Genomic DNA, 13,609 nt, shown 5'->3' on the forward strand with positions numbered 1-13,609 from the left:
AATAGTGCAGCCCCAAGGGCACGCATCAGTCTGCGGGCAGAAGCGGGGGCTTCTTGCGGCGGCCAATGCGCGGTGTTTTGGGTTCTTCAAAACGAAGATCCAGCTTGCCACCTTTGATGCCCACCTGCACCAAACCACCTTTTGCCAGCTTGCCGAACAAAAGCTCTTCGGCCAGCGGTTTCTTGATGTGCTCTTGGATCACGCGGCCTAAGGGGCGTGCGCCCATGCGATCGTCATAGCCTTTGTCTGCAATCCATTCGGCAGCAGCGCGGGTCAGTTCGATGTGCACACCACGATCCATCAGCTGGGCCTCAAGTTGCAGTACGAACTTCTCGACCACTTGCAGGATCACTTCTTTGCCAAGCGGCGCGAAGCTGATCACCGCGTCCAGACGGTTACGGAATTCCGGCGTAAACGTGCGTTCGATGGCGGCGGTATCTTCGCCCTCGCGACGGTCGCGGCCAAAGCCGATTGCGGCCTTGGCTTGCTCGGACGCGCCCGCGTTCGAGGTCATGATCAAGACCACGTTACGGAAACTGACGGTGCGGCCGTTATGGTCCGTCAGTTCGCCGTTATCCATCACTTGCAGCAGGATGTTGTAGACATCCGGGTGTGCCTTCTCGATCTCGTCCAGCAGCAATACGCAATGCGGATGCTGATCAACGCCATCGGTCAGAAGACCGCCCTGATCGAAACCGACATAGCCCGGAGGTGCACCGATCAGACGGCTGACCGCGTGTTTCTCCATATATTCGGACATGTCAAAGCGCAGAAGTTCCACTCCCAGATTGTCGGCCAGTTGCTTGGCAACTTCGGTTTTACCCACACCGGTCGGGCCAGCGAACAGATAGTTGCCGATGGGCTTTTCGGGTTCGCGCAGACCGGCGCGTGACAGTTTGATCGCCGAAGATAGCGCCTCGATCGCGGTATCCTGACCGAACACAACGCGCTTCAGTGACTTCTCAAGATCGCGCAGGGTTTCCGCGTCATCTTTCGATACGCTTTTCGGCGGGATGCGGGCGATCTTGGCCACAACGGCTTCGATTTCCTTCGTGCCGATGGTCTTGCGCCGTTTCGAAGCGATCAGCAGATGCTGTGCGGCACCGGCTTCGTCGATTACGTCGATGGCCTTATCCGGCAGCTTGCGGTCGTTGACATAGCGATCCGACAGCTCGACGGCCGACTTGATCGCATCAGCCGTGTATTTCACGCCGTGATGCTCCTCGAAATACGGTTTCAAGCCTTGAAGGATCTTCACCGCATCATCGACCGTCGGTTCGTTCACGTCGATTTTCTGGAAACGACGCGACAGGGCGCGGTCTTTTTCGAAATGCTGGCGGAATTCTTTGTAGGTGGTCGATCCCATGCAGCGCAGCTTGCCGCCCTGAAGCGCAGGCTTCAGCAGGTTCGAGGCATCCATTGCCCCACCCGAGGTCGCACCGGCACCGATCACCGTGTGAATTTCGTCGATGAATAAAACCGCGTCGGGGTGGTCTTCCAGCTCTTTCATCACGGCTTTCAGGCGTTCTTCGAAATCTCCGCGATAACGGGTCCCTGCCAGAAGCGCACCCATGTCGAGCGAATAGATCGTGGTTTCCGACAGGATCTCGGGCGTTTCGCCGCCGACGATCTTGGTGGCCAGACCTTCTGCGATTGCGGTTTTGCCCACGCCAGGATCACCCACCAGAAGCGGGTTGTTCTTGCGGCGGCGGCAGAGCACCTGAATCGCACGCTCGACCTCATGGGCGCGTCCGATCAAGGGATCGATTTCGCCTTCACGCGCCTTGGCGTTCAGATCGACGCAGTATTTTGCGAGCGCACTATCGTTTTCTTCGGCGGGTTGGGCATCTTGCACATCCTCGTCATCGAATTCAGTCGAGCCAGAGATCGGGCGCGCCTCGCCAAAGCCGGCCTCTTTCGCGACTCCATGGGCGATATAGTTCACCGCGTCATAGCGGGTCATGTCTTGTTCTTGCAGGAAGAACGCCGCGTTCGATTCACGCTCGGCAAAGATGGCGACCAGAACGTTGGCGCCCGTCACCTCGGTCCGGCCCGAGCTTTGAACATGGATCGCAGCACGTTGGATCACGCGCTGGAAGGCGGCAGTAGGCACTGCTTCATTGCCCTCGATATCAGTAATCAGCGACGTCAGTTCTTCGTCGATGAATTCGACAAGCACCTTGCGCAGCACATCAAGGTCGACCGAACAGGCCTGCATCACTCGTGCAGCGTCTGGTTCGTCCAGAAGGGCCAGCAGCAAATGCTCTAGCGTCGCAAGCTCGTGCTTGCGGTCATTTGCCAAAGCCAACGCCTGATGGATGGCCTCTTCGAGGGGTTTTGAAAAAGATGGCATGTTGCGCACTCCTCGTAAGTTCAGCGGTGGACATCGCTGGCGATTGCTTCGCCTATTAACCGTTGCCTCATATAGTTAAGGTTCGGTTGTCCTTGCGTCGCTATCAAGACCTTTCTGGTCAATTTCTGCTCGCACAAGCGTGATTTCGCGGGATTTGACTTAAAAATCATCTTTCCGGGCGCGGATCTCGGCAAAGACGTCGGCATCGGTGGCGGTCTTCATATGTAGGGCCGCTTTGACGGACGACAAGTGCGCACGCAGAAATGGGTTGGTTTCCAGTTCGTCCGACAGAAGGGACGGGACCGTTGGACGGCGCTCTGCGCGGGCGGTTTCGACTTGTTCTCGGCGTGCACGCAAAGCGTCGTTCTCTGGCTCGATCGTGATCGCGAACGAGATATTGCCTGCCGTGTATTCGTGACCCGAACAGATCAGCGTATCAGGGGGCAGTTTGGACAGGCGTTGAAGGCTATCCCACATCTGCTCAGGGCGACCCTCGAACAAGCGGCCGCATCCCATGGCCATCAGGCTATCCCCGGTGAAGGCAGCATTGGCAGCGGGAACATACAGCGCAATGTGGCCAATCGTGTGGCCGGGGACGTCCAGAACTTCGACGGTGTGCCCCGCAAAGTCATAACTGGCTCCCGGCACAAGTGCCTGATCCAGCGGCGGCAGGCGATGTTTGTCTGCGTCGGCCCCAACAACGCGCGCATTTGTGGTGGCAACCAAATCGGCAACCCCGTCAATGTGATCCCAATGGTGGTGAGTCAGCCAAATTTCCGACAGGCTCCAGCCGCGTTTTGCCAGCTCGGCCTCGATTGGGGCAGATTCGGGAGCATCGATCAGCGCGGTTTTCCCTGACTTGGCGTCATGCAGTAAAAATGCATAATTATCCGAAAGGCAGGGAATTGTGACGAGTTCGAGCATATTGGTTCTCCGTGTTGGGGGATCAGTCTTGCTCAAACAACCCAGAGCCTCAATACTGGTTATGCGTCTGAGGGATAAAAATGGTGGGAGAAAAGCCTCATTCAGTTGCGCATGAGCGCGAAGATGGCCGCATGTCCGCGCCGTCTGCGGCACGTAATTTGTCGCCAATTCTCGAGGCCATGACCCGTTATGTGCCGTCGCAGGGTGTCGCGCTAGAGCTGGCCTCGGGGACCGGCGAGCATATCGTCGAATACGCAAGAAAGTTTCCGAACATTATTTGGCAGCCTACGGATATCGATCCCGAACGTCTGAACAGCATTGATGCATGGCGGGCTGAACGCGGCATTCAAAACATGCGGATGGCCCAGTTTCTGGATGCCAGCGCACCTTCTTGGCGCACCGGGCCGATGTCGATGGTCGTGACCGTGAACCTGATGCATCTGATCGATGCGCCCACAGCGCAGGCCGTCATTGCAGGCGTTGCGCGCAATCTGGCACCTGGCGCGTGTTGGTTCCTTTACGGTCCGTTCCGTACTGGCGGAGACTTCCGCAGCGATGGGGACAAGGCGTTTCACGCATCCCTGACAGCCCATGATCCGCAAATCGGATACAAGGATCTAGAGAAGCTTGAAGCTTGGGCTGCGGACGCTGGCTTGCGCCGCGCCGACTTGATCGAAATGCCAGCCAACAACCTTGCTCTGGTGTTGCGCCGCTCCGGAGCGTGAAGATCGGGCATTCCATTTTTAAAGTGATCAGGTAATCTCGGCTTAAACAGACCGGGGTCGACGGACGTTTCATGCATCTTGATGTGCAGGATCTAAGGAATTTCTATTACCGCAGCATGTTGGGGCGCGCGGCGCAAAAGGCGATCCGAGAGAAAGTGATCAGTTTGTGGCCCCAAGGCCAAGCCAAAGGGCAAACCGTAGCGGGTTACGGCTTTGCGGTGCCTTTGCTGCGACCCTACTTGCCTACAGCGCGCCGGGTGGTCGGGCTGATGCCCGCACCGCAGGGTGTGATGCCGTGGCCGGCCGGCATGCCTAATGTCTCGGTGCTGGTGGAAGATACCTTATGGCCCTTGGACACGGGTATGGTGGATCGGCTGGTTGTGATGCACGGGCTCGAAACCTCCGAGACGCCCAGCCAATTGCTGGAAGAATGCTATCGCGTGCTTGGCCCCGGCGGCCGCGCATTGTTTATCACGCCTAACAGGGCCGGATTGTGGGCGCGGTCGGATGCCACGCCATTTGGCTATGGGCGGCCATATTCTTTAGGGCAGCTGGAAGGCCAATTGCGCGAGCATGGCTTTCAGGTCGAGCGACACTTGTCGTCCTTGTATCAACCTCCGTCAGGAAAACGGTTCTGGCGCAAGACCGGCACCTTCTGGGAACGTGCTGGCCATCAGTTGCCTGTCATACTCGCTGGCGGCGTGTTGATGGTTGAGGTCACGAAACAGGTGCCGGCCCCCAAGCGCCCGGGACTGGCGCAGGCAGTCCGTCGACCCATGAAAGTGTTGGAAGGGCTTGGCGTACCCGAGCCCAGTGCCTCGCGGCAGGGCAAGCTTTAGGCACAGAATCAGTCGCGCTTTGAGCGCCGGTTTGAACTGCATACCAATAGATTATGCCTGAAAAGCACAGCTTCAGGGCTAAACGGTATGCAAAGGTATTCCGTTTTGAGGTGCCCATGTTTCGCCCGCTAATCGGCAAATTGTCCCTAGGGTTAAGGGGTATGCGCGGATTGGCGGCGAAATCTAACGAAACCTAAGCCTGAAATGTTGGCGATAAACCCGCGCAAGCCTGTTGCGAGGTAGGGTATTCCCTGTTACATGCGACGACGATTTAGATAGTACGCGCGAAAGTGCGGCTTCTGTAGGCCGCCCCGGTTTGCCACGCAAACCACGATGGGGCTTAGTACATCGGAAGGGTGGACGTGTCCGAACCAGTCTCGATCTCAACTGGCATTGCCCAACGTTATGCCACGGCCATCTTTGAATTGGCCAAAGAGGGCAAAGAACTGAAAGCAGTTGAAGCGGATGTTGCCGCTCTTGATGCTGCTCTCGCCGATAGCTCTGATCTTGTTGACCTGATCAATTCGCCGGTGCACACCCGCGAAGAACAGGCCGGCGTTGTCGCAGCTGTCGCCAAGAAAATGAAACTTTCGTCGACGGTCGCAAACGCACTGAGCCTGATGGCTCAGAAACGTCGTTTGTTCGTGCTTCCTCAGCTTCTGGACGCCATGCGCGCCCTGATCGCCGAGGATAAGGGTGAGATCACTGCAGAAGTGACCGCAGCCAAAGCCATGACCAAGGCGCAACAAGACAAACTTGCCAAGGCTCTGAAAGCCTCAACCGGCAAGGATGTAAACATCAACCTGGCCGTCGATGAATCGCTTATCGGTGGCCTGGTCGTGAAAGTGGGCTCGCAAATGATCGATACGTCGGTCAAGGCCAAGCTCGATGCACTTCAGAATTCCATGAAAGAGGTCGGATAATGGGTATCCAAGCAGCAGAAATTTCTGCGATCCTGAAGGACCAGATCAAGAACTTCGGCCAGGAAGCCGAAGTGGCCGAAGTTGGCCGCGTTCTGTCGGTCGGTGACGGTATCGCTCGTGTATACGGTCTGGACAATGTTCAGGCAGGTGAGATGGTCGAATTCCCCGGTGGTATCCGCGGGATGGCTCTGAACCTTGAAGCTGACAACGTTGGTGTTGTTATCTTCGGTTCCGACCGCGACATTAAAGAAGGCGACACTGTAAAGCGTACGAACTCCATCGTGGACGTTCCTGCTGGTGACGAACTTCTGGGTCGCGTTGTTGACGGTCTGGGTAACCCGATCGACGGCAAAGGTCCGATCAAAACCAAAAAGCGCAACGTCGCTGACGTTAAAGCACCGGGCATCATCCCGCGTAAATCGGTTCACGAACCGATGGCAACCGGCCTGAAATCGGTTGACGCTATGATCCCGATCGGCCGTGGCCAGCGAGAGCTGATCATTGGCGACCGTCAGACCGGTAAAACTGCCGTTGCTCTGGACGCGATCCTGAACCAGAAATCGTACAACGAAGCCGCTGGCGACGACGAGAGCAAGAAGCTCTACTGCGTCTACGTAGCTGTTGGCCAGAAGCGCTCGACTGTTGCGCAGCTGGTGAAGAAACTGGAAGAAAGCGGCGCGATTGAATACACGATCGTTGTTGCTGCAACCGCTTCGGACCCCGCTCCGATGCAGTTCCTGGCACCCTATGCCGCAACCGCGATGGCCGAGCACTTCCGCGACAACGGTCGCCACGCCCTGATCATCTATGATGACCTGTCGAAACAGGCTGTGTCGTATCGTCAGATGTCGCTGCTTCTGCGCCGCCCGCCGGGCCGTGAAGCTTATCCGGGTGACGTTTTCTATCTTCACTCGCGTTTGCTGGAACGTTCGGCCAAGCTGAACGAAGACTATGGCGCAGGTTCGCTGACCGCTCTGCCGGTTATTGAAACCCAAGGTGGCGACGTGTCGGCCTTTATTCCGACCAACGTGATCTCGATCACCGACGGCCAGATCTTCCTGGAAACCGAGCTGTTCTATCAGGGTATCCGCCCTGCTGTGAACACCGGTCTGTCGGTTTCGCGTGTTGGTTCGTCGGCTCAGACGAAAGCAATGTCGTCGGTTGCTGGCCCGGTTAAACTGTCGCTGGCTCAGTATCGCGAGATGGCTGCGTTTGCTCAGTTCGGTTCGGACCTTGATGCCTCGACCCAGCAGCTGCTGAACCGTGGTGCCCGTCTGACGGAACTGATGAAGCAGGCTCAGTATTCGCCGCTGACCAACGCTGAAATCGTTTGCGTGATCTATGCTGGTACCAACGGCTACCTGGACAAGATCGACGTATCCGAAGTTGGTCGTTTCGAAGCAGGCCTTCTGAACCACCTGCGTCAGAAACACGCCGATCTTCTTGCCGACATCACCGACAATGACCGCAAGGTTAAAGGTGAGCTTGAGGACAAGGTCAAAGCAGCGCTGGACGCGTTCGCCGCTGACTTCGCTTAAGGGGGCTCAGACAGATGCCCAACCTTAAGGACCTCAAAAATCGGATCGAAAGCGTCAAGTCGACGCGGAAGATCACGAAGGCCATGCAGATGGTGGCCGCCGCAAAACTGCGGCGGGCACAGGAAGCGGCCGAAGCAGGTCGTCCCTACGCAGAACGGTTCAACGCCGTTCTGGGTGGGCTGGCAGCTTCGTCGGGGGGCGACAGCGCTCCGAAACTGCTTTCGGGTACGGGTTCGGATCAAGTCCACATGCTTGTGGTCATGACTGCCGAGCGCGGCCTTTGCGGTGGCTTCAACTCGTCGATCGCCAAAATGGCGCGCGCCAAAGCTGAAGAACTGATCGCTTCGGGCAAAACAGTCAAAATGCTGACTGTTGGCAAGAAGGGTCGTGAACAGCTGAAGCGCGACTTCGAAGACCAGATGGTTGACCATGTGGATCTTTCGGGTGTGCGCAACGTCGGTTACGACAACGCGCAAGGCATCGCCAACGACCTTATCCATCGTTTCAACGAGGGTGAGTTCGACGTCGCGACGATCTTCTACAACAAGTTCGAAAGCGTGATCAGCCAGATCCCGACTGCCCAGCAGGTTATTCCGGCCAGCTTCGATGCCCCTGAAGAGGGTGCTGAAGAAGTGTCGACCGTATATGACTATGAGCCGTCGGAAGAAGGCATTCTTGCAACGCTGCTGCCTTCGGGCGTGGCAACGCAGGTCTTCACCGCGCTGTTGGAAAACGGTGCCTCCGAGCAGGGCGCGCGGATGTCCGCTATGGACAACGCAACCCGCAACGCAGGCGACATGATCGACAAACTGACCATTCAGTTCAACCGTTCGCGTCAGGCCGTGATCACCAACGAACTTATCGAAATCATTTCGGGCGCTGAGGCGCTCTAAGGAACCGGAGAAACAACAATGGCTAACGCTAAAGGTAAAATCACTCAGGTGATTGGCGCCGTTGTGGACGTTCAATTCGAGGATGCCCTTCCCGAAATTCTGAACGCGCTCAACACCGACAACAATGGCAACAAACTCGTCCTGGAAGTGGCGCAGCACCTCGGTGAAAACACCGTCCGCTGTATCGCTATGGACGCGTCCGAAGGTCTGGTTCGCGGCCAGGAAGTCACCGACACCGGTGCTCCGATCGCTGTTCCGATCGGCAACGCCACTCTGGGCCGTATCCTGAACGTCATCGGCGAGCCCGTTGACGAAAAAGGCCCCGTGAAATCGAAAGCCAGCCGCCCGATCCACGGCGACGCACCGGCTTTTGAAGACCAGTCGACCGAAACCGAAATTCTGACCACCGGCATTAAGGTTATCGACCTGCTGGCCCCCTACACCAAGGGTGGTAAAATTGGTCTGTTCGGCGGTGCCGGCGTTGGTAAAACCGTTCTGATCATGGAACTGATCAACAACATCGCTAAAGTGCACTCGGGTGTGTCCGTGTTCGCTGGTGTTGGTGAGCGTACCCGTGAAGGTAACGACCTGTACCACGAGATGATCGAATCGGGCGTTATCGTTCCCGACGATCTGGAGAAGTCGAAAATTGCGCTGGTCTACGGCCAGATGAACGAGCCTCCCGGTGCACGTATGCGTGTTGCTCTGTCGGGTCTGACCCTGGCGGAACAGTTCCGTGACGACACCGGTTCGGACGTTCTGTTCTTCGTCGACAACATCTTCCGCTTCACCCAAGCTGGTTCGGAAGTTTCGGCTCTGCTGGGTCGTATTCCTTCGGCGGTTGGTTATCAGCCGACGCTGGCCACCGACATGGGTGCCATGCAGGAACGTATTTCGTCGACCAAATCGGGTTCGATTACTTCGGTTCAGGCCGTGTACGTACCTGCGGATGACCTTACCGACCCTGCACCCGCAACCTCGTTTGCCCACCTTGACGCTACGACCGTTCTGGACCGTGCGATCTCGGAAAAAGGCATCTACCCGGCTGTGGACCCGCTTGGTTCGACTTCGCGTCTGCTTGACCCGCTGGTCATCGGTGAAGAGCACTACAAGGTTGCCACCGACGTTCAGGAAATCCTTCAGCGCTACAAGTCGCTGCAGGACATCATCGCCATCCTTGGCATGGACGAACTGTCGGAAGAAGATAAGCTGACTGTTGCGCGCGCTCGTAAGATCGAACGCTTCCTGTCGCAGCCCTTCGACGTGGCAAAAGTGTTCACCGGCTCGGACGGTGTTCAGGTTCCGCTGGAAGACACCATCAAGTCGTTCAAGGCTGTTGTGGCTGGCGAATACGACCACCTGCCCGAAGGCGCCTTCTACATGGTTGGCGGCATCGATGAAGTGATCGCCAAAGCCGAAAAAATGGCAGCTGACGCTGCTTAATCGGGACCGAGACGGGGGAGGTTACCCTCCCCCTGATCACCCCTGAAGGAGATCCCAAATGGCTGATACGATGCAATTTGATCTGGTGTCGCCCGAACGGAGCCTCGCTTCGCTTCAGGCAACCGCCGTTCAGCTGCCGGGCGCCGATGGCGACATGACTGCGATGCCGAACCACGCGCCGACGATTACCACGTTGCGCCCTGGTATCGTTCGCGTTGAATCGCCGGAAGGCAACGCCGAGTTCGCTGTGACTGGTGGGTTTGCTGAAGTGACCGCCAATGGCACCTCGGTTCTGGCCGAACGCGCCCTGCCTGTTTCGGAAGTGACACAGGATGTTCTGGACGGGTTCGTTTCGGATGCGGCTGCCGCATCGGAAAACGCAACCGCCGAGAACTTGGACGAACTGGCCAAACGCACGGTGGATATCGCTGCAATGGCAAGTGAACTGGGTCTGTCCGTGAAAGGCTAAGCCCGCGGAACATGATTATTGAAAAGCCCCGCCCTAATCGGCGGGGCTTTTTGCGTTTGCGCTTTGCCGTTCTTCGCGTCACAGATATGCGCAAAGGAGCGCATGATGCAAAACCGCGGGGCTATCTGGTTCATTTTGGCCACCATCCTTCTGGATGCTGTGGGCATTGGGATTGTGTTTCCAATCATGCCCGACCTGATGGAGCGTGTGGGGGCTGCCAACACCGCTGACGGTGCGTTTTGGGGCGGTATCCTTATGGCGTCCTATGCGGCGATGCAGTTCCTGTTTGCGCCGGTGATCGGCGGGATCTCGGATAGTCTTGGACGGCGTCCCGTGCTGCTACTGGCACTGGTCACTCTGGCTGTTGATTATGTGGTGATGGCATTGGCCACCACATTCTGGTGGTTGTTGATTGGGCGTGTGCTGGCGGGCATCGCAGGCGCGACCTATATTACTGCGACTGCCTATCTTGCGGATATCTCAAAGCCCGAGGAACGAGCAGCAAACTTCGGGTTGATCGGGGCCACGTTTGGCATCGGGTTTGTCATGGGGCCTGCGATTGGCGGCTTGGTTGCCAGCGTCCACATTACGGCCCCGTTTTGGCTGGCGGCTGCGTTGGCAGCGGTGAACGTAGCGTTTGGCTTGTTTCTGCTACCCGAAAGCTTAGCCCCAGAGAAGCGCCGGGCTTTTACAAAGCGCGACTTAAACCCATTTGGTTCGATCTTAGACGCCTTCCGTCTGCCCGGTCTGATGCTGCCGCTCATCCTGATCTTTGCATTTGAATTTGCCAACATGGTCTATCCCACACTTTGGGCATTCTGGACGCGCGAGGTCTTTGGCTGGGGGACGGCGCTGATTGGCATTTCCCTTGCCTCTTACGGGATCGCGGTTGCATTCACGCAAGGCGTTGTCATGCGCTTCATGCTGCCAAAGCTTGGAGAATACAGGACCCTGATCTTCTCGATCATTTGCGCTCTCGTGGCGTTCATTGCGTTCGGTCTGACCGGAAACGTCTGGGTGATGTTCTCATTCATTATCGTCGCAGCACTAGCTGACATGGCGCCCCCGACGATGACCGCCATGATGGCAAATATGGTCTCTGAAGATAGGCAGGGTTTGCTTCAAGGTGTTATCGCCAGCTTAGGGTCAATCGCTGCTGTGATCGCGCCAATGGTCGTAACAGGCGTCTTCCAGTATTTTGCGGATTCGGATGCTCCAATCTACATGCCCGGTGCTCCATTTCTGCTGTCCGGGCTGATCGTTTTGATCCTTCTGCCCTACTTTTTACGGCTGAAGACTCAACGTTAACTTGTTTTATCCATAGTTTTTGGGCATGAACTGTCTGAATTTTATGGACTACGTTAGATTATGAAGCGAATTCGACCCCATATGCTGGGCGTGGACCGAGGCAGCAAGGTACTGTTCTCGGATTTCGAACATGACGGAGAGATGTGGACTGGAAGTGGTCCGCGCAAACTGCGGTCGGCGATCAGTTTCTCTGAGCCTTTCCTGACGCCCCCCACAGTCACCGTCTCGATGTCGATGTGGGACATCGCGGGCGAAAGCAACCAACGGGCCGACATTCAGGCCGAGAATATAACGACGGAAGGATTTGATATCCTGTTCCGCACTTGGGGAGACACGCGGGTTGCGCGTGTTCGGACTGATTGGCTTGCGATCGGAGAAGTTACAGATGACGAAATCTGGGACGTTTAAAACCAAGACAGTTGAATAAAAAAAGGGCCCCGCGGGGCCCTTTCGTGTCTCTGGTCGCCGAGTTTAGGAATACATTCCTTCGTACAGCGGCTCTAGCGTGTCGTGGTCGAACAGCGACGAGACTGACGTGCCGCCCCAGATGTTCAGGATCGCTTGTGCAAACATCGGTGCGGTGGGCACGACGCGGATGTTCTTGGCATCCAGAACCGGCTTAGTCGGTTCGATGGAATCGGTGATCACTAGAGATTTCATTACCGAGTTCTGCACGCGTTCAACGGCAGGACCGGACATGACGCCATGGGTGATATACGAATGCACTTCCTGTGCGCCTTGCTCCATAAGAACTTCGGCGGCTTTGCACAGAGTGCCAGCGGTGTCGCAGATGTCGTCCACGATGATGCAGCGCTTGCCTTCTACGTTACCGATTACGGTCATCTCGGCCACTTCACCGGCTTTTTCGCGACGTTTGTCGACGATTGCCAGAGGCGCACCAATGCGTTTTGCCAGTTCACGGGCGCGGGCAACACCACCGACATCGGGTGAGATTACCATGACTTCGTCCAGGCAATCCTTGAAGTGATGCTTCACATCCAGCGCAAAGATTGGGCTGGCATAGAGGTTGTCCACGGGGATGTCGAAGAAGCCCTGGATCTGGGCCGCGTGCAGGTCCATTGTCAGAACCCGCTCGATGCCCGACTGTGCGATCAGGTTGGCCACCAGCTTGGCCGAGATCGGCGTGCGGGCCTTGGTGCGTCGATCCTGACGGGCGTAGCCGAAATAGGGGATCACAGCCGTGGCCGAGCGCGCCGACGACCGGCGCAGCGTGTCCGACATGATCAGAAGTTCCATCAGGTTGTCATTTGCCGGGTTCGAGGTCGACTGGATGATGAACATATCCTCGCCGCGCACATTCTCGTAGATCTCGACGAAGACCTCTTGATCGTTGAAGCGTTCGACACGCGCGTCGACAAGCCCAACATTCGAGCCGCGATGCATAGACATGCGTTTCGCAACAGCTTCGGCCAGCGGGCGGTTGGCATTGCCCGAGATAAGTTTCGGTTCAGTGATGGAAGGCATGGCAGCAGATCCCAGAATTGCTCTGTATGACAGAATCGTGACGTTGACACCCAATAGCATCGGGATAGATTTCGGGAAACAGCATTGGCGCAACAGGGGACCGAAAAATGAACCATATTGACTATTATTTCACAGTGCTTTCGCCGTGGGCCTTCTTTGGCGGCAGGCGGTTCGCTCAGATTGCGGACAAGCACGGGGTGTCGGTTACTTTCAAGCCGGTTGATATTGGACAGCTCTTTACCCGCACAGGGGGACAGTTGCCGAAAGATCGCCACCCGTCGCGCATGGAGTATCGCATGCAAGAGCTGAAGCGCTGGTCCAAGGCGCTGGACATGCCGATCAACTTCAATCCGGCGCACTGGCCCACCAATGGTGCGCCTGCATCTTATGCGATCATCGCGGCCCAAAACGCTGGGACAGGAGATGTTGGCGCGCTGGTCGATGCCTTGATGCGGTCGATCTGGATGGACGAGAAAGACATCGCCGAAGATGCAGTCATCAAGGAATGCCTGACCGAGGCCGGATTTGATCCGTCACTTGCGGACAGCGGTCTTCTGATGGGGGCCGAGACCTACGCGAAAAATACCGACGACGCGGTGAATGCGGGCGTGTTCGGATCGCCTTTTTATGTTTGCGACGATGGCGAAAAGTTCTGGGGTCAAGATCGTCTTGACCTTCTGGATGCATATCTGGCCGACAAGGGCTGAAC

13 protein-coding genes are annotated in these 13,609 nt (G+C 56.8%); 10 read left to right on the forward strand and 3 right to left on the reverse strand.

Going from position 1 to position 13,609, the window contains the following annotated elements; genetic code table 11:
- Positions 1-25: 25 nt before the first annotated feature.
- Positions 26-2,353, reverse strand: a complete 2,328-nt coding sequence (gene clpA, locus ACP15F_RS01575; RefSeq protein WP_424939099.1) for an ATP-dependent Clp protease ATP-binding subunit ClpA — start codon at positions 2,351-2,353, stop codon at positions 26-28.
- 159 nt (positions 2,354-2,512) lie between these two features.
- Entirely contained in the window at positions 2,513-3,277 is a 765-nt protein-coding gene (gene gloB, locus ACP15F_RS01580; RefSeq protein WP_424939100.1) for a hydroxyacylglutathione hydrolase, read from the reverse strand.
- 131 nt (positions 3,278-3,408) lie between these two features.
- Between gloB and ACP15F_RS01585 the strand changes: the two genes are divergently transcribed.
- The 9 genes from ACP15F_RS01585 to ACP15F_RS01625 all read left to right on the forward strand — a co-directional run bounded on the left by ACP15F_RS01585 (position 3,409) and on the right by ACP15F_RS01625 (position 11,823).
- Positions 3,409-4,002, forward strand: coding sequence for a DUF938 domain-containing protein (locus ACP15F_RS01585; RefSeq protein ID WP_424939101.1), 594 nt, complete (start codon positions 3,409-3,411; stop codon positions 4,000-4,002).
- 71 nt (positions 4,003-4,073) lie between these two features.
- Positions 4,074-4,841 (forward strand): class I SAM-dependent methyltransferase, encoded by a 768-nt coding sequence (locus ACP15F_RS01590; RefSeq protein WP_424939102.1) that lies wholly within the window; start codon positions 4,074-4,076, stop codon positions 4,839-4,841.
- Between the two features lie 362 nt (positions 4,842-5,203).
- Positions 5,204-5,764, forward strand: a complete 561-nt coding sequence (locus ACP15F_RS01595) for a F0F1 ATP synthase subunit delta (protein WP_424939103.1) — start codon at positions 5,204-5,206, stop codon at positions 5,762-5,764.
- Positions 5,764-7,302: a F0F1 ATP synthase subunit alpha gene (gene atpA / locus ACP15F_RS01600; protein ID WP_424939104.1), complete on the forward strand. Its 1,539-nt coding sequence runs from the start codon at positions 5,764-5,766 to the stop codon at positions 7,300-7,302. The genes ACP15F_RS01595 and atpA overlap by 1 nt, the downstream gene beginning before the upstream one ends.
- A gap of 14 nt (positions 7,303-7,316) precedes the next feature.
- Positions 7,317-8,195 (forward strand): F0F1 ATP synthase subunit gamma, encoded by an 879-nt coding sequence (locus tag ACP15F_RS01605; protein ID WP_424939105.1) that lies wholly within the window; start codon positions 7,317-7,319, stop codon positions 8,193-8,195.
- An 18-nt stretch (positions 8,196-8,213) separates the two neighbouring features.
- A complete protein-coding gene (gene atpD / locus ACP15F_RS01610; protein ID WP_424939106.1) occupies positions 8,214-9,638 on the forward strand; it encodes a F0F1 ATP synthase subunit beta in 1,425 nt (474 codons plus the stop codon).
- A 58-nt stretch (positions 9,639-9,696) separates the two neighbouring features.
- Positions 9,697-10,107 carry a F0F1 ATP synthase subunit epsilon gene (locus ACP15F_RS01615; RefSeq protein WP_424939107.1) on the forward strand — a complete coding sequence of 137 codons (411 nt, stop codon included), beginning with the start codon at positions 9,697-9,699 and terminating at the stop codon, positions 10,105-10,107.
- Between the two features lie 105 nt (positions 10,108-10,212).
- Positions 10,213-11,415: an MFS transporter gene (locus ACP15F_RS01620; RefSeq protein ID WP_424939108.1), complete on the forward strand. Its 1,203-nt coding sequence runs from the start codon at positions 10,213-10,215 to the stop codon at positions 11,413-11,415.
- Between the two features lie 60 nt (positions 11,416-11,475).
- On the forward strand, positions 11,476-11,823 hold the full coding sequence (locus ACP15F_RS01625) for an H-type lectin domain-containing protein (RefSeq protein WP_424939109.1): 348 nt from the start codon (positions 11,476-11,478) through the stop codon (positions 11,821-11,823).
- Between the two features lie 63 nt (positions 11,824-11,886).
- Here ACP15F_RS01625 and ACP15F_RS01630 read toward each other — a convergent pair whose 3' ends face one another.
- Positions 11,887-12,900 carry a ribose-phosphate pyrophosphokinase gene (locus tag ACP15F_RS01630; RefSeq protein ID WP_424939110.1) on the reverse strand — a complete coding sequence of 338 codons (1,014 nt, stop codon included), beginning with the start codon at positions 12,898-12,900 and terminating at the stop codon, positions 11,887-11,889.
- Between the two features lie 107 nt (positions 12,901-13,007).
- On the opposite strand from ACP15F_RS01630, the gene ACP15F_RS01635 reads away from it, so the two are divergent.
- On the forward strand, positions 13,008-13,607 hold the full coding sequence (locus ACP15F_RS01635) for a 2-hydroxychromene-2-carboxylate isomerase (protein ID WP_424939111.1): 600 nt from the start codon (positions 13,008-13,010) through the stop codon (positions 13,605-13,607).
- Positions 13,608-13,609 lie beyond the last annotated feature (2 nt).

It is taken from the genome of Aliiroseovarius sp. S253 (assembly GCF_049800855.1).
Lineage (GTDB): Bacteria > Pseudomonadota > Alphaproteobacteria > Rhodobacterales > Rhodobacteraceae > Aliiroseovarius.